This window comes from Streptomyces sp. SudanB52_2052, from assembly GCF_964272415.1.
GTDB classification, from domain to species: domain Bacteria; phylum Actinomycetota; class Actinomycetes; order Streptomycetales; family Streptomycetaceae; genus Streptomyces; species Streptomyces olindensis.
The window spans coordinates 2,554,785-2,570,779 of sequence record NZ_OZ186796.1; the positions used below are offsets into that span (position 1 = coordinate 2,554,785).

The 15,995-nt window shown below is 71.8% G+C and carries 13 protein-coding genes and 1 pseudogene; 4 read left to right on the top strand and 10 right to left on the bottom strand.

Annotated elements, in window-relative coordinates:
* Positions 1-52 precede the first annotated feature (52 nt).
* Complete coding sequence (locus ACSUPV_RS11000; protein ID WP_436947401.1) at positions 53-2,185, bottom strand: ATP-binding protein; 2,133 nt, start codon at positions 2,183-2,185, stop codon at positions 53-55.
* Between the two features lie 252 nt (positions 2,186-2,437).
* Between ACSUPV_RS11000 and gabT the strand changes: the two genes are divergently transcribed.
* Both gabT and ACSUPV_RS11010 read left to right on the top strand, forming a co-directional pair.
* Entirely contained in the window at positions 2,438-3,772 is a 1,335-nt protein-coding gene (gene gabT, locus ACSUPV_RS11005) for a 4-aminobutyrate--2-oxoglutarate transaminase (RefSeq protein WP_031118418.1), read from the top strand.
* 186 nt (positions 3,773-3,958) lie between these two features.
* A pseudogene (locus tag ACSUPV_RS11010) lies at positions 3,959-4,183 on the top strand (phosphatase PAP2 family protein); the annotation flags it as partial.
* On the opposite strand, the gene ACSUPV_RS11015 reads toward ACSUPV_RS11010, so the two are convergent.
* Positions 4,183-5,064: an NAD(P)-dependent oxidoreductase gene (locus ACSUPV_RS11015; RefSeq protein ID WP_436947402.1), complete on the bottom strand. Its 882-nt coding sequence runs from the start codon at positions 5,062-5,064 to the stop codon at positions 4,183-4,185. The pseudogene ACSUPV_RS11010 and the gene ACSUPV_RS11015 sit on opposite strands and share 1 nt — an antisense overlap.
* Before the next feature lie 127 nt (positions 5,065-5,191).
* Between ACSUPV_RS11015 and ACSUPV_RS11020 the strand changes: the two genes are divergently transcribed.
* Positions 5,192-5,521: a winged helix-turn-helix transcriptional regulator gene (locus ACSUPV_RS11020; protein ID WP_037763800.1), complete on the top strand. Its 330-nt coding sequence runs from the start codon at positions 5,192-5,194 to the stop codon at positions 5,519-5,521.
* A gap of 7 nt (positions 5,522-5,528) precedes the next feature.
* On the opposite strand, the gene ACSUPV_RS11025 is transcribed toward ACSUPV_RS11020, so the two are convergent.
* Positions 5,529-7,571: an acyltransferase gene (locus ACSUPV_RS11025; protein WP_436947403.1), complete on the bottom strand. Its 2,043-nt coding sequence runs from the start codon at positions 7,569-7,571 to the stop codon at positions 5,529-5,531.
* A 57-nt stretch (positions 7,572-7,628) separates the two neighbouring features.
* On the opposite strand from ACSUPV_RS11025, the gene ACSUPV_RS11030 reads away from it, so the two are divergent.
* Positions 7,629-8,312 (top strand): phosphatase PAP2 family protein, encoded by a 684-nt coding sequence (locus ACSUPV_RS11030; protein ID WP_037763806.1) that lies wholly within the window; start codon positions 7,629-7,631, stop codon positions 8,310-8,312.
* A gap of 39 nt (positions 8,313-8,351) precedes the next feature.
* On the opposite strand, the gene ACSUPV_RS11035 is transcribed toward ACSUPV_RS11030, so the two are convergent.
* Genes ACSUPV_RS11035 through ACSUPV_RS11065 form a run of 7 tightly spaced genes read right to left on the bottom strand, consistent with a single transcriptional unit; the run spans position 8,352 to position 15,937 of the window.
* Positions 8,352-8,747 (bottom strand): hypothetical protein, encoded by a 396-nt coding sequence (locus tag ACSUPV_RS11035; protein WP_436947404.1) that lies wholly within the window; start codon positions 8,745-8,747, stop codon positions 8,352-8,354.
* A gap of 13 nt (positions 8,748-8,760) precedes the next feature.
* The gene (locus ACSUPV_RS11040) at positions 8,761-10,179 is read right to left on the bottom strand and encodes an NAD(P)/FAD-dependent oxidoreductase (protein ID WP_359794450.1); all 1,419 of its coding nucleotides are present in this window, start codon (positions 10,177-10,179) and stop codon (positions 8,761-8,763) included.
* Positions 10,180-10,197: 18 nt separating this feature from the next.
* A complete protein-coding gene (locus ACSUPV_RS11045) occupies positions 10,198-10,998 on the bottom strand; it encodes an ABC transporter permease (protein ID WP_037763812.1) in 801 nt (266 codons plus the stop codon).
* On the bottom strand, positions 10,999-11,928 hold the full coding sequence (locus tag ACSUPV_RS11050; protein WP_031120880.1) for an ABC transporter permease: 930 nt from the start codon (positions 11,926-11,928) through the stop codon (positions 10,999-11,001).
* The gene (locus ACSUPV_RS11055) at positions 11,928-13,091 is read right to left on the bottom strand and encodes an ABC transporter ATP-binding protein (RefSeq protein WP_382614885.1); all 1,164 of its coding nucleotides are present in this window, start codon (positions 13,089-13,091) and stop codon (positions 11,928-11,930) included. The genes ACSUPV_RS11050 and ACSUPV_RS11055 overlap by 1 nt, the downstream gene beginning before the upstream one ends.
* A gap of 5 nt (positions 13,092-13,096) precedes the next feature.
* Entirely contained in the window at positions 13,097-14,344 is a 1,248-nt protein-coding gene (locus ACSUPV_RS11060; RefSeq protein WP_031120883.1) for a polyamine ABC transporter substrate-binding protein, read from the bottom strand.
* Positions 14,345-14,401: 57 nt separating this feature from the next.
* Complete coding sequence (locus tag ACSUPV_RS11065) at positions 14,402-15,937, bottom strand: gamma-aminobutyraldehyde dehydrogenase (RefSeq protein WP_359794454.1); 1,536 nt, start codon at positions 15,935-15,937, stop codon at positions 14,402-14,404.
* Positions 15,938-15,995: the final 58 nt, after the last annotated feature.

A 15,995-nucleotide genomic window follows, 5' to 3' on the forward strand; every position in this document is an offset into this window, starting at 1 on the left:
ACGATTCTGCCTCACCGTACGGTCCCCGCGTACCCGCACCGGCGGGAAGCCGTCAGCCCCGGAGGTCCACCAGCAGCGGCGGCGCGTGCTCGCCCTGCACATTGGTCAGCGACAGCACCGCGTGTCCCGCCGGGACGCCGTGCGCCAGCTCGGACGCGGACCAGCGCTCCCGCTCGACCTGCCGCACGGTCACCGCCCGCGCGGTCGGGGCCTTGCCGGTGATCACCCGCCGCACCGCGTGCAGCGCCTTGCCCGCCGGGGTCTCGGCGATGATCTGCCGGTCGGTGACGTCCCGGGCCTCGGTCCACTCCTTGCCCCACACTTCGGCGAAATCCTGCCCGTCCCAGGGCGTGACCCCGGACAGCGCCATCCGGCAGCCGGTGGCCCCGAGCAGCGGCCCGCGCAGGGGCCGGGCCACGTCGTCCAGGGTGCGCAGGGTCAGGACGACTCCGGCGTTGCCGGACCGCAGCCGCTGGATGCCGCGCACGGACTCGGGCGTGACCACGCCGGTCGCGTCGTCGAGCACCAGGCAGGCGAACAGCGACCGGTCCTCCCGTACGGCGACGCTCGCCGTGAACTGCGCGAGCACCAGCCGAGCCAGCATCCGGGAGGCGTCGGCGTGCCCGCGCTCGGGCAGGTCGATGCGGACCCGCACGGGGTGGTCGAGGGCCTTGAGCGTGAACGGCCGTGACTGGCCTGAGGTGTCGAAGAACCCGGCGAACGCGGGCCGGTCGAGCAGCGCGACCCGGTCGGCGAGCACCCCGCCGACGTCGCCCGGCTGCCCCATCTGCCGCTCCCGGGCGTCGAGTTCCCGCAGCAGCGAGTCCTGCCCGGCGTCCTGCAGCCCCTGCCGCAGCGTGGCGAACGGCCCCGGCGCCCCGTCCAGCAGCTGCCGCAGCTCCGGTACGGAGGGGAAGCGCCCATGGACGGCGCGGAACGGTCCGAGCAGCTGCGCGAGGACGGTGGTGGACCGGCGGCTGTCACTGCCCGGGTGCGGATCGGCGAGATCCCCGACGAGCGCCTCGGCGAGCACGGCCGCGGCCTCGTCCGGGTCGGCGGTCCCGCCGTACAGGTCGAGGTCGTACTCGGACTCCTGGTTCCCGATCCGTACGACGACGTCGTACGCGTCGGCCGGCCCGAGCCCCGCCCCGGCCGCCCCGACGACGACCACGGCGGCCCGTCCGGCGAGAGCGTGCAGACACAACGACTCGGCGAGCGGCCGGACGACGGCACCGGTCTTACCGGAGCCGGCGGGGCCGACGGCCACGAGCGAGGTGCCGAGCAGGTCGGGCCCGAGGGCCAGCCCGGCCCCGCGGTAGGCGTAGGGGTTGCGGGCGTCGTCCACGGTGGTCCCCAGCCGGACCTGCCCGGTGACCAGGTCGTGCCGGGCCAGCCGGGCGGGCAGGTCGCGCTCTCCGGAGGGGTGCAGGCAGGCGGCGGCACCGTCCTTGAGCACGGCACCGCTGAAGGTGGCCAGGCTGTGCCGGCCGGTGCGCACGCCCTGCCAGGCGCGGAGGATCCGGGCGTGGTCGACGTCCCGCATGAGCCCGGCGCGGGCGTCGGCGGCGAGCCGCTCGGCGGCGTCGGCGGCCCCGGCGGCGCGGAGCTCGTTCCACTGGGCCGGGTCGTCCTCGGGGGCCGGCTGCGCCGCCTGGGCCTCCGGCCTGCGGAAGCGGGGGACGACGAAGCGGCGCCACACCTCGCCCCAGCGGCCGAGCCGGGCCACCCCGACCATGATCGCCAGGGCGACGAGCAGCTCGTACCCCCGGTACACCAGGAACGTTCCGGTCTCGCCGAGATCGCTGTCGGCGCCGCGCCAGGCGTCGGGGACGATCAGGTCGAACGGCACCCACCACCAGTTGCCGAGGTAGCCGTTCTGCAGCAGGGACCAGATCAGCCATCCCACCAGGAAGGCGATCAGCGCCCCGCTCAGCAGCTGCCGGGTGGGGATCGCCTCGGGTTCCTCCGCGGGCCGCGGCCGGTGCCCGAAGCGCCACACGCCCGGCGCCGCCTCGGGGCGGGGCGCGCGCAGCCAGGTGAGGAAGGCCGACCCGTCCGGCAGCGGGGGCGTCTCCGGTGCCCGTGGCGGCATCGGAGGCATCGCGGGCACCTCCGGCGGCCCCGCAGGGCGCGGCACGGGATGCGCGTGCGTACCCCGGGCCTCCTGCGTCCCGTCGCTGTCCATCGCCCTTGCCCCCTGACCAGCCGCTCCGTCCACCATCAGCGAGCCAATCTAACGCCCTCCCCTGGGGAGTTCACCGCTTACACGGCCGGGTCGTGGGCAGCAGCCCACCAGACCGCCATGTCCACCCCGGACAAGCCGCCGTGCCGACAACGCCCACATGGAGCATGCCCACCCTCCTTTCCCCGCCCTAGCCTGCGAGAAAAGAAGCCAAGCGTCCGTGAACCACCATCCGCACCACCCCAGGAGCCCCGCATGACCGCACTTCCGCAGGAGCGTCGCGTCGTCACCGCCATCCCCGGACCGAAGTCGCAGGAGCTGCAGGCCCGCCGCACCGCCGCGGTCGCGCAGGGTGTGGGCTCGGTGCTGCCCGTCTTCACGGCGCGTGCGGGCGGCGGCATCATCGAGGACGTCGACGGCAACCGCCTCATCGACTTCGGGTCGGGCATCGCCGTGACCTCCGTCGGCGCCTCCGCCGAGGCCGTCGTACGGCGGGCGTCCGCGCAGCTCGCCGACTTCACCCACACCTGCTTCATGGTCACGCCCTACGAGGGGTACGTCGAGGTCGCCGAGGCCCTCGCCGAGCTGACCCCGGGCGACCACGCCAAGAAGAGCGCCCTGTTCAACTCCGGCGCCGAGGCCGTCGAGAACGCCGTGAAGATCGCCCGGGCGTACACCAAGCGGCAGGCCGTCGTCGTGTTCGACCACGGGTACCACGGGCGGACCAACCTGACGATGGCGCTCACCGCGAAGAACATGCCGTACAAGCACGGCTTCGGGCCGTTCGCGCCCGAGGTGTACCGGGTGCCGGTGGCGTACGGCTACCGCTGGCCGACCGGCCCGGAGAACGCGGGCCCCGAGGCCGCCGCGCAGGCCGTCGACCAGATCAGCAAGCAGGTCGGCGCCGAGAACGTGGCCGCGATCATCATCGAGCCGGTGCTCGGCGAGGGCGGTTTCATCGAGCCGGCCAAGGGCTTCCTGCCGGCGATCCGGAAGTTCGCCTCCGACCACGGCATCGTCTTCGTCGCGGACGAGATCCAGTCGGGCTTCTGCCGCACGGGCCAGTGGTTCGCCTGCGAGGACGAGGGGATCGTCCCCGACCTGATCACCACGGCCAAGGGCATCGCCGGCGGTCTGCCGCTCGCGGCCGTGACCGGTCGCGCCGAGATCATGGACGCCGCGCACGCCGGCGGCCTGGGCGGCACCTACGGCGGCAACCCGGTCGCCTGCGCCGGTGCGCTCGGCTCCATCGAGACGATGAAGGAGCTCGACCTCAACGCCCGGGCGAAGAACATCGAGACGGTGATGAAGGCCCGTCTGTCCGCCATGCAGGACAAGTTCGACGTCATCGGCGATGTCCGCGGACGCGGCGCGATGATCGCCATCGAGCTGGTCAAGGACCGCGCCACCAAGGAGCCGAACCCGGAGGCGACCGCCGCACTTGCCAAGGCCTGCCACGCCGAGGGGCTGCTGGTCCTGACCTGTGGCACCTACGGCAACGTGCTCCGCTTCCTGCCGCCGCTGGTGATCGGCGAGGACCTGCTGAACGAGGGCCTCGACATCATCGAGCAGGCCTTCTCCCGCATCTGAACCGGTCGTTGCCCGCACCCGGACCCGCCGGACCGCGCATCTGAGCCGCCGTCGGGGCAGGTGAGCCGCTCCGGTTCCGCTACCGGGGCGGCGAGCGGCAGAGCCTGTGAAGAAGGTGTGCGAGGTGGATGACAGGGGGCCCTGCGGCCTGTCCTCCGCCCTGCCCCTGTCGTAGGTTCTACCCAGATGAGAGATACACCCCGCCCACAGGGGACTGTGGGTGACATCAGGCCGGGGCCTCCCCAGCTTCGACCTGGTCGTGCCCTCGCGCACACAACCGGAGCCTGAGGCTCTGGATCTCCTCACCGATCGGACAGTCGCCCGCCCCAAACCCCCCGGGGCGCGCGACGTTCCGGTCCGGACGGCCGCCTCGGAACCACCCCCCCTGTTCCGGGGCGGCCGACCTCCCTCTACGCCCCCTTCCTGAGCACTTCGGTCAGGGCCGCGATGCTGTGCCCTCCGTGGCCCGCCTCGGCCGCCCGTCGCAGCAGGTCGTGCAGGGGAGCCAGCCAGGCGGTGTCGACGTTCGTCTCCTCGGCCAGGTCGTCGTCGTGGGCCGCGCCCGCGAGGAAGAGGTCCACCGAGCTCGCGGCGTCGGTGTAGTCGCCGCTGTCGATCTCCGCGGCGTAGACCGGCAACAGCGTTTTGATCATGTCCAGCCACTTGCCGGCGAACCGGACCATCGACTCCGCCCGCAGTCCCCGCGCCTGGACGGCGGCGGCCCCCTGGAAGAAGCCGACGAGCGCGGGCAGCAGCATCGCGCCCACCGCCATCTCGTACAGCGCGGCGAGATCGGGCTCCTCCCCGAGGTGGACGGTGTCGCCGCCCAGCGCTCTGAGGGTGGTCTCGTGTGCGTCGAAGACGGACCGGTCGCCGCTGTAGTAGAGCAGGGTGTCCGGTGCTCCCACGGCCGCCGGCACGTTCTTGACCGCTCCGGCGAGCAGGCGGGCGCCGTGCGCGGTGGCCCACGCGGCCGTCTCGCGCGCGCCGGACGGGGAGCCGCTGTTCAGGGTGACGAGGGCCCGGCCCCGTAACGCCCCGGCAGCCGGTTCCAGGGCCGCGCGGGTGTCCTCGAAGGTGGTCAGGCAGGTGACGACCAGGCCGCTCGCGGCGACGGCGTCCGCGACCGACTCGGCGGGCACGGCCCCCTTCTCCACCAACGGCCCGGCTCGGCCCGGGGTGCGGTTCCAGACGGTGGTCGGGTGTCCCGCCGCCAGGAATGCCCCGGCGAGCGCCCGGCCCATCGAGCCCAGTCCGACGACGGTCACGGGTGTGGGACTGTCCCCAGCCATGTTTCTCTCCCTCGGTCTTCTTTACGGGAGTCCATGCTGGGTGGTCGCGTACATTCCCTCAAGTACCTACATTTTTCTCGGGTACTGACAGTTTTGTTCGTGCAGTCCTGTTCCTGGGGAGGGCCGGATGGCGAAGCGTACGTATACGTGCGGGCTGGATGCCGCCATAGCCGTGATGGGCGGGAAATGGAAGGGGCTGATTCTGTTCTCGCTGGGTGAAGGGCCCTTGCGGTTCGGCGAGTTGCGGCGGACGGTGGCCGGTATCAGCGAACGGATGCTCATCCTTCAGCTGCGGGAGATGGAGAACAGTGGTCTGGTGCACCGCGAGGTGCACCAGCAGGTTCCGCCGAAGGTGGAGTACTCGCTGACGGAATTCGGTCATTCCCTCAATGCCGCGATGGCGCCGCTCGGGGAATGGGGCGAGGAGAATCTGGAGCGGATCGAGGCCATTCCGTGAGCCGGGGTCAGGAACCGGACGCTTTCCCCGCGGTCGGGGCCGGTTCCGGGCGGTGGATGCCGCGGGGGCGGTAGCCCAGGACGTCGGCGAGGCCCAGCACGTCCGCGAGCAGCCAGATGATCGCGAGCCACATCTCCGTGCCCTGGAGGCCGGGTTCGCGGCCCGGGCCGCTGCCGTCGGGGGTGGGGCCGAAGGCGAGGCCGCGGCCCGGGTGCCAGCGGCGCAGGGCGGCGGTGAGCTGGGCCGCCGCCCACGCGCGGGTCTCCTCGAAGCGGTGGGTGGTCTGCCGGGCGCAGAGCCACAGGGGGTGGATCACGTCCAGGACGTTGCAGGCGTTCTCGCGGCCGGGGGCGAAGTGGCGGGGGTCGCGTGCGTGGTCCAGGACGGTGTCGATCACACGCTCCGCGTACGGCACGGGCAGGCCGAACTGGGCGAAGGAGCCGCGGGTGAGCCGGTAGTAGCCGTTGACCATCTGCAGGCGTCCGGCCTCGGGGGTGGGTGAGCCCCACATGCCGGTCCAGGGATCGGCGTGGGTGTGCAGCCAGCCGAACAGTGCCTCCAGCGCGCCGGGCGCGGCCGGCTCCGCCCCGAGGCGCAGGTTCCAGTGCGCGGCGGTGGCCCAGGAGTCGACCCAGGCCCCGGCGTGCCAGGCGCGGTCGCGCCAGGGCAGGTCGGCGAGGTGCCGGACCAGCCGGTCCGCGGTCGTGTTCCGCACCGCGTGGACCGGGTGGGCGAAGGAACTGCCGAGCAGGTCGAGCGCGTAGCCCACGCACAGCACGTGATAGGCCGCGGCACCGTCGTCGTCCGGCACCCCGGCCGGGCCGGGGAGCGGCGGCGCCGCGCCGATCTCGGGGACCAGCCCGGTGCCGGGGTCCTGCAACGCCCGCAGCCGCTGCACGTGCTCGGCGGCGGTCAGCTGGGGCGGCACGTCCCGGAGCAGCAGGTCGGCGATCTCGACGGCGTCGCAGTGGGCCCGCACGGTCGGCTGGGCACCGGGCCGGTCGACGTAGTGCCCGCTGCCGGGCTGCCGACACCGGTCGAGCAGCTCGGGGGCCTGGGACCGGGCGGTTCCGACGAACGCGACGAGCTCCTCGGCGAGGTCCGCGAGGGCGAACCGCTGCTCCACGCTGCCGCGCGGATCGCGGTGGGGCTTGCCGAGCACCTTGGCAGGCCGCTGCTCCGCACTGCCGCCCGGACCGCCGCGGGACTCGCCGAGCACCTCGGCAGACCGCTGGCCCGCGCCGCCGCCCGGACCGCCGCGGGACTCGCCGAGCACCTCGGCAGACCGCTGGCCCGCGCCGCCACTCGAAGCACCACGGGACACACCGCCCACCTCGCCAGGCCACTGCTCCGCACTGCCGCCCGGACCGCCGTCGGACTCGCCGCCCACCTCGGCAGACCGCTGGCCCGCGCTGGCGCCCGGACCGCCCTGGGACTCGCCGCGCCCCTCGGCGGGGCCCTGCCCCCCACCCCCCGGCTCCCGTCGGTCCCGGATGCGTCGGGCCGGGTTGCCCGCCGCCACCGTCCATGCCGGCAGGTCCTTCGTCACCACCGCTCCCGCCCCGACGACGCAGTGGTCCCCGATCGTCACGCCGTCCACGACGACCACGTGCGAGCCGATCCACACGTCGTCGCCGACGGTGATCCCACGGCTGGTGACAGGCTGCCGGTGGACCGGCAGGTCGGGTGCGGTCCCGTGGTTGAAGCCGAGCAGGGAGGTGTGCGCGCCGACGCGCACCCCCTCCCCCAGGGTGACGGTGCCGCGCACCACCGTGAAGGGGTTGATCGTGCAGTCGGCGCCGGTGCGTATGTCGCCGGTGACATAGGCGTGGGCCGCGATGTACGAGCGGTCACCCAGGTCCAGGACGTCCGGGTGCACCGCGGCCGTCTCCGCGACGAAGCAGTCCGCCCCGAGCCGGACCTCGCCCGGCCCCGCGAGAAGCCGCTTCCGCCGCTGTTCCTGTACCGCGCGCTGCTCCTCGGACGCCTGCGCGGCGAAGAGCCACGGGCAGTGGTCGAAGAAGCCGTCGTCGTTCGCCGACTGGTTCACGTGATCCTCCGCAAGGGGCCGCGAGTGGGCGTCTGTGCTCGTGCCAAGCTGTGCCCCATGCCGATCCCCGCCAACCAGGAGCGCGCCACGTCCCCCACGCGGGGCGGGAGAACCCGCCCGGGCGCCCTGACCCTCCTGCTCGGCCTCCCCGCCCTGCTCTTCGCGCTGATCACCTGGCAGGTCGTCGCCGACGGCCCGCTGATCCGACTCGACGCACGCGTCAGCCGCGGCCTCGTCGACCCCGACCGCGGCTCCGAACTCCTCGCCGACCTGGGCAACATCCAGGTCGCGGTGCCGGTCCTCGCCGTCGCCCTCGGGTACGTCGCCGTACGCGCCCGCCGCGCCGGCGGCGACCGCTGGTGGCTGCCGGTGGCCGCCGCGGCCCTGCTCATGGCCCTGGTTCCGGCGCTGGTCGTCCCGCTCAAGGAGCTCACGGACCGCCCGGGCACCCCGGCCGTCCCGCCCGGTACCGGCTACTACCCCTCGGGTCACACCGCCACGGCCGCCATCGCCTACGGCTCCGCGACCCTGCTGCTGCTCCCCCGGCTCCGCACGGCCCTCGCCCGCCGCGCCCTGGTCACCGCGTGCCTCGTGCTCGTACTCGGCGTGAGCTACGGCCTGGTCCGCCGGGGCTACCACTGGCCACTGGACGTGGTGGGGAGCTGGTGTCTGTGCGCGGTGCTGCTGTCGTCGCTGTGGCTGTTCCTGCGGCGGACCAGGCCACCCGAGCCGCGCCGGTAGGGCCTGATCGTCGTTCCCCGTGGCCGGCCCTGGTGGTGCCTAGCCATCGTTCTCCGTGGCCAGCCCCGCCGCCGCCTCGTGCATCGCGAGTTCCAGCAGCGCCGGGTCCGTCATTGTGCCCGAACCGTCCGGCGGGACGAGCCAGCGGACGCCGCCGGGTGAGGAACGGCCCGGGTACGGCACGACGATCCACGTGCCGGCGCCCGCCGTGCGGATGCCCGTGCCGAGCCAGCGGGCCGCGGTGCCCGGCGGCACGAAGAACCCCATGCGCGCGTCGCCGAAGTCGACGAGCACGGGCCCGGGCTGGTCGAGGACACGGCTCAGCACATCGAGTGTGGCGTAGCCGAGTTCGCCGGGCAGAATGAGCACGTCCCACGCGCTGCCGGCCGGCAGCAGCGCGACCCCGAGCGGGTTGCGCTCCTGCTCACACGTCACCGATTCCACCGGTTCAGCTGTCGAAGCCCAGCCCCAGCCGGTCCATCGTCCGCAGCCACAGGTTGCGGCGTCCGCCCTGCGCGTCCGCCCGCGCCAGGGACCACTTGGTGAGGGCGATGCCCGTCCAGGCGAACGGCTCGGGCGGGAACGGCAGCGGCTTCCTGCGGACCATCTCCAGCTCGGTCCGCTCGGTGCGCTCCCCCGCCAGCAGGTCCAGCATCACCTCGGCGCCGAACCGGGTGGCCCCGACGCCGAGCCCCGTGTACCCGGCCGCGTAGGCCACCTTGCCCTGGTGGGCGGTGCCGAAGAACGCCGAGAAGCGGGAGCAGGTGTCGATGGCGCCGCCCCAGGCGTGACTGAAGCGGACGCCCTCCAGCTGCGGGAAGCAGGTGAAGAAGTGCCCGGCGAGCTTGGCGTAGGTCTCGGGCCGGTCGTCGTACTCGGCGCGGACGCGGCCGCCGTAGGGGTAGATCGCGTCGTAGCCGCCCCAGAGGATCCGGTTGTCGGCGGAGAGGCGGAAGTAGTGGAACTGGTTGGCGCTGTCGCCGAGGCCCTGGCGGTTCTTCCAGCCGATCGACGCGAGCTGGTCGGCGGTGAGCGGCTCGGTCATGAGGGCGTAGTCGTAGACCGGGACGGTGTAGGAGCGGACGCGTCTGACCAGGTTGGGGAAGATGTTGGTGCCGAGGGCGACCCGGCGGGCGCGGACCTGGCCGTAGGGGGTGCGGACGGCCATGCCGGCGCCGTACGGCTTGAGGGTCAGGGCGGGGGTGTGCTCGTAGACGCGGACGCCCAGTCGCACGCACGCCTGCTTCAGGCCCCAGGCGAGCTTCGCGGGGTGCAGCATGGCGACGCCCCTGCGGTCCCACAGGCCCGCCTGGAAGGTGGGTGAGTTCACCTGCTCCCGTACGGCGTCGGCGTCCAGGTACTCGACGTCCTCGGCCAGGCCGCGGCGGGACATCTCCTCGTGCCAGTCGCGCAGTTCCCACGCCTGGTACGGCTCGGTGGCGACGTCGATCTCGCCGGTGCGTTCGAAGTCGCAGTCGATGCCGTGCCGGGCGACCGCCGCCTCGATCGCGTCGAGGTTGCGGGCGCCCAGCCGCTGGAGTGCGCGGATCTCGTCCGGCCAGCGGGCGAGGCCGTTGGGCAGGCCGTGGGTGAGGGAGGCGGCGCAGAATCCGCCGTTGCGGCCGGAGGCGGCCCAGCCCACCTCGCGGCCCTCCACCAGCACCACGTCCCGTCCCGGGTCGCGTTCCTTGGCGATCAGCGCCGTCCACAGTCCGCTGTAGCCGCCGCCGACGACCAGCAGGTCGCAGGTCTCGGAGGTGGTGAGGGCGGGTTCTGGGCGGGGCCGGCCGGGGTCGTCCAGCCAGTACGGGACCGGCTGGGCGTCGGAGAGCGATCGGGTCCACTGATTCATGGCGCTCGGGGCCATGATTTCAACTCCCTACGGTTATGCCTTTTGTCTGCTGCGGCGATTGCCGACGGCCATGGAAACCAGGACGAAGAGTACGGCGACGACGAACATGGCCGTGCCGATGACATTGATCTGAACGGGCGTTCCGCGCTGCGCCGAGCCCCAGACGAACATGGGGAAGGTGACAGTCGAGCCCGCGTTGAAATTGGTGATGATGAAATCGTCGAAGGAGAGCGCGAAGGCGAGCAGCGCGCCCGCCGCGATTCCGGGGGCGGCTATCGGCAGGGTGACGCGGACGAACGTCTGGAACGGGCCCGCGTACAGGTCCCGCGCCGCCTCCTCCAGTTTCGGGTCCATCGACATCACACGTGCCTTGACGGCCGTGACCACGAAACTCAGGCAGAACATGATGTGCGCGATGAGGATCGTCCAGAAGCCGAGCTGCGCGCCCATGTTGAGGAACAGGGTGAGCAGCGAGGCGGCCATGACGACCTCGGGCATCGCCATCGGCAGGAAGATCAGCGAGTTCACGGCGCCCCGGGCGCGGAACCGGTAGCGGACCAGGGCGAAGGCGATCAGCGCGCCGAGGAGCGTGGCGCCGAGGGTCGCCCAGAACGCGATCTGGAGGCTGACCGACAGCGAGCCGCACAGGTCGGAGACCCCGCACGGGTCCTTCCAGGCGTCCAGCGAGAACTGCTGCCACTCGTAGTTGAAGCGCCCCTTCGGTTTGTTGAAGGAGAACACCGTCACAATGATGTTCGGCAGCAGCAGATAGGCGAGGGTGAAGAGCCCCGCGAGGACGACGAGATTTCTCTTGAGCCAGTTGACGAAGGGCATTTAGACCAGATCCTCCGTCCCGGACCTGCGGATGTAGAAAGTGACCATGAGCAGGATGGCCGCCATGAGGATGAAGGAGAGCGCCGCCGCCGTCGGATAGTCGAGCACCCTGAGGAATTGCGTCTGGATGACGTTGCCGACCATGCGGGTGTCGGTCGAGCCGAGCAGGTCGGCATTGACGTAGTCACCGGCCGCCGGGATGAAGGTCAGCAGCGTGCCGGAGACGACACCCGGCATCGACAGCGGGAAGGTCACCTTGCGGAAGGTGGTCCAGGGCCGGGCGTACAGGTCGCCGGCGGCCTCGTGCAGCCGGCCGTCGATGCGCTCCAGCGAGGTGTAGAGCGGCAGGATCATGAACGGCAGGAAGTTGTACGTCAGACCGCAGATGACCGCCAGCGGGGTGGCCAGCACACGGTCGCCCGCGGTCAGGCCCAGCCAACTGGTCACGTCCAGGACGTGCAGCGAGTTGAGCGCGCCGACGACCGGGCCGCCGTCCGCGAGGATCGTCTTCCAGGCCAGGGTGCGGATCAGGAAGCTGGTGAAGAACGGCGCGATCACCAGGATCATGATCAGGTTCCGCCAGCGGCCCGCCCGGAAGGCGATCAGATAGGCGAGCGGGTAGCCGAGCAGCAGGCACAGGACCGTGGCGGTACCGGCGTAGAGCACCGAGCGGACGAACTGCGGCCAGTACGCCGACAGCGCGTCCCAGTAGGTGGCGAAGTGCCAGGTGACCTCGTAGCCCTCCTCCAGGGAGCCCGTCTGCACCGACGTGGAGGCCTGGTAGATCATGGGCAGCGCGAAGAACACCAGCAGCCAGAGGATGCCGGGCAGCAGCAGCCAGTACGGGGTCAGGCGGCCCCGGCGCCTCGGCGGCTTCGGCCCGGGTGCGTCCGGTGCGAGCGGCGGTGGCGCCTCGGTGAGCGTCGACATCAGGCCGCCTCTTCCACTCCGGCCGAGCCCTCTGTCCCGGCGAACACGGACTGGGCGGCGTCCAGGCCGAAGGTGTGGGCCGGGTTCCAGTGCAGGACGACCTCGGCGCCGGGTACGAGCCGGGGGTCCCGGTCGATGTTCTGGGCGTAGACCTCGAAGTCGGAGCAGACCGGGCTGTCGACGACGTACTGCGTCGAGACGCCGATGAAGCTGGAGTCGGCGATCCGGCCGGTGATGCGGTTGCGGCCCTCGGGGATCTCGCCGGCGTCGTCCGCGTGGGTGAGGGAGATCTTCTCCGGGCGGACCCCGACCAGGACCTTGCCGCCGGTGCTCGCGGGCGCCGAACAGCGCGCCTCGGGCAGGACGAGCTTGCCGCCGCCCGCCTTCAGCACGATCTCCCCGCCGCTCTTCGAGTCGACCTCGGCCTCGATGAAGTTGGAGGTGCCGAGGAAGTTGGCGACGAACGTGGTGCGCGGGTTCTCGTACAGCTCGGCCGGGGAGCCGAGCTGCTCGACGCGGCCCGCGTTCATCACGGCGACCGTGTCGGCCATGGTCATGGCCTCCTCCTGGTCGTGCGTGACGTGGATGAAGGTGATGCCGACCTCGGTCTGGATGCGCTTGAGCTCCAGCTGCATCTGGCGGCGCAGCTTCAGGTCGAGGGCGCCGAGCGGCTCGTCGAGCAGGAGCACCTTGGGGTGGTTGATCAGCGCGCGGGCCACGGCGACGCGCTGCTGCTGGCCGCCGGAGAGCTGGTGCGGCTTCTTGCGGGCCTGCTCGCCGAGCTGGACCAGCTCCAGCATCTCCTCGACCTGCTTCTTCACCGACTTCCACCCGCGCCGGCGCAGGCCGAAGGCGACGTTCTCGAAGATGTCGAGGTGCGGGAAGAGGGCGTAGGACTGGAAGACCGTGTTCACCGGCCGCTTGTAGGGCGGCAGGGCCGTCACGTCCTGGTCGCCCAGGAAGACGGTGCCGGCGGAGGGTTCCTCCAGCCCGGCGATCATGCGCAGGGTGGTGGTCTTGCCGCAGCCGGACGCGCCGAGCAGGGCGAAGAAGGAGCCCTGGGGCACGGTCAGGTCGAGCGGGTGGACGGCGGTGAAGGCGCCGTAGGTCTTGGCTATGCCCGTGAGGCGAACGTCGCCGCCCGGGTCGGTGGTGTTCGTCATGGTGGTCACGCCCCCGTCAGCTTCGCGAACTTCTCTTCGAACTCGGTCTCTTCCTTCGAGCTCAGCGAGCGGAAGGCGTGCGACTTGGCCGCCATGGCCTTGTCGGGGATGATCAGCGGGTTGTTCGCCGCGTCCTCGTCGATCTTCGCCAGCTCGGCCTTCACGCCGTCGACGGGGCACACGTAGTTGATGTACGCGGCGAGTTCCGCGGCCGGCTTCGGCTCGTAGTAGAAGTCGATGAGCCGCTCGGCGTTCGTCTTGTGCCGGGCCTTGTTGGGGATCAGCAGGTTGTCCGTGGACGTCATGTAGCCGCTGTCCGGGATGAGGAAGTCAATGTCGGGGCTGTCCGCCTTGAGCTGGACGACGTCCCCGGCCCAGGCGACGCAGGCGGCGAAGTCGCCGCTGGTCAGGTCCGACGTGTAGTCGTTGCCGGTGAAGCGGCGGATCTGGCCCTTGTCGACGGCCTTCTGCAGGCGGGCGATGGCCGCGTCGTAGTCGTCGGCGGTGAAGTCCGCCGGGTCCTTGCCCATGTCGAGCAGCGTCATGCCGACGCTGTCGCGCATCTCCGACAGGAAGCCGACCCGGCCCTTCAGCTTGGGGTTGTCGAGCAGGTCGGAGATGGACTTCACCTCGACGCCGTCGAGGGCCTTCTTGTTGTACGCGATGACCGTCGAGATGCCCTGCCAGACGTACGAGTAGGCGCGGCCCGGGTCCCAGTCGGGGCTGCGGAACTGGGACGACAGGTTGGCGTAGGCGTGCGGCAGGTTGGACGGGTCGAGCTTCTGCACCCAGCCCAGGCGGATGAGGCGGCCGGCCAGCCAGTCGGTGAGGACGATCAGGTCGCGGCCGGTGTCCTGGCCCGCGGCGAGCTGCGGCTTGATCTTGCCGAAGAACTCGTTGTTGTCGTTGATGTCCTCGGTGTACTTGACCTTGATGCCGGTGCGTTTCGTGAACTGCTCCAGCGTGGGGTGGTGCTTGCCGCTGTCGTCGACGTCCATGTACTCGGTCCAGTTGGAGAAGTTCACGGTCTTCTCCTTGGCCGAGCGGTCCTCGGCGGGGACGCCGCCCTGCGACCGACCGGCCGCCGGGATGCCGCAGGCGCTCAAGCTCCCGAGGCCGCCGACGGCGAGCGCGCCGCCCGCGGAGGCGCGCAGCAGGGACCGCCGGGTGAGGGCGGCCCTGCCGTTGGTGAAGCTGCGCCGCATGGCGGCCACTTGGGCCGCGGACAGGCGGTCGGGCTCGTACTGCTCCATGCGCGTGGTTGCCCTTTCGGAGGGTGGGCGGCCGTTGGTCAGGCGGCCTGCGTACGACTATCGGTCCCCGAAGACGGTGCGGTGCCAGTCCTTCGCGGCGACCGCGGTGTTGTCGAACATGACGTGCTTGATCTGGGTGTACTCCTCGAACGAGTACGTTGACATGTCTTTGCCGTAGCCGGAGGACTTGTAGCCGCCGTGCGGCATCTCGCTGATGATCGGGATGTGGTCGTTGACCCACACGCACCCCGCCTTGATCTCGCGCGTGGCCCGGTTGGCCCGGTAGACGTCCCGGCTCCAGGCGGAGGCGGCGAGCCCGTACGGGGTGTCGTTGGCGAGGGCGATCCCCTCGTCGTCGGTGTCGAAGGGCAGCACGACCAGGACCGGCCCGAAGATCTCGGACTGGACGACCTCGCTGTCCTGCGGCGCGTCGGCGATGAGGGTGGGACGGTAGTAGGCGCCCTTGGCGAGCTCCCCCTCAGGGGCCTCGCCGCCGGTCACCACGCGCGCGTAGGCCCGCGCCCGGTCGACGAAACCGGCGACCCGGTCCCGCTGGACGTGCGAGATCAGCGGCCCGAGGTCGGTGCCCGGGGCGAAGGGATCGCCCAGCCGGACGGTCTCCATGAGGGCCGCGGTCCGCGCCACGAACTCCTCGTACAGCGGCCGCTGCACGTACGCGCGCGTGGCGGCCGTGCAGTCCTGCCCGGTGTTGATGAGCGCCCCGGCGACGGCGCCGTGGGCGGCGGCCTCCGGGTCGGCGTCGTCGAAGACCACGAAGGGCGCCTTGCCGCCGAGCTCCAGGTGGAGGCGCTTGACGGTGGCGGTGGCGATCTCCGCGACGCGCTTGCCGACGGCGGTGGAGCCGGTGAAGGAGGTCATGGCCACGTCGGGGTGGCCGACGAGGTGCTCCCCGGCCTCCCGGCCGGTGCCGGTGACGATGTTGATCACGCCGTCCGGGATCCCGGCGTCGGTGGCCGCCCGAGCGAAGAGCAGCGAGGTCAGCGGGGTGAGTTCGGCGGGCTTCAGGACGATGGTGTTGCCCGCGGCGATCGCCGGGAGGATCTTCCAGGCGGCCATCTGGAGGGGGTAGTTCCAGGGCGCGATCGACCCGACGACCCCGATGGGCTCGCGGCGGACGTACGAGGTGTGGTCCCCGGAGTACTCACCGGCGGACTGCCCCGGCAGGTGGCGGGCGGCTCCGGCGAAGAAGGCGGCGTTGTCGATGGTCCCGGGGACGTCGAACTCACGGGTCAGCTTCAGCGGCTTGCCGCACTGGAGCGACTCGGCGCGGGCGAAGTCCTCGGCCCGGTCGGCCAGGACCGCGGCGAACCGGTGCAGGGCGTCGGACCGCTCGCCGGGGGTGGTTCCCGCCCAGCCGGGGAAGGCCGCGCGGGCGGCGGCGACGGCCCGGTCGACGTCGGCCGTGCCCGCCAGCTCGTAGCGGAGGACCTCCTCGCCCGACGCCGGGTCGACGACCGCGTGGGTACGGCCGGAGGTGCCCCTGGTCGGACGGCCCGCGATGTACTGCGCGCCCTCCTCGAAGCGCTCCTCGGCCGGGAAACGGTCCGGGGTGGCGGTACCCGGGTTGTGCATGTCGCTCTCCTCCGTGTCCCCGCGAGGGGGGCCGGCGTGGCTCAGGCTCGATTTGAGT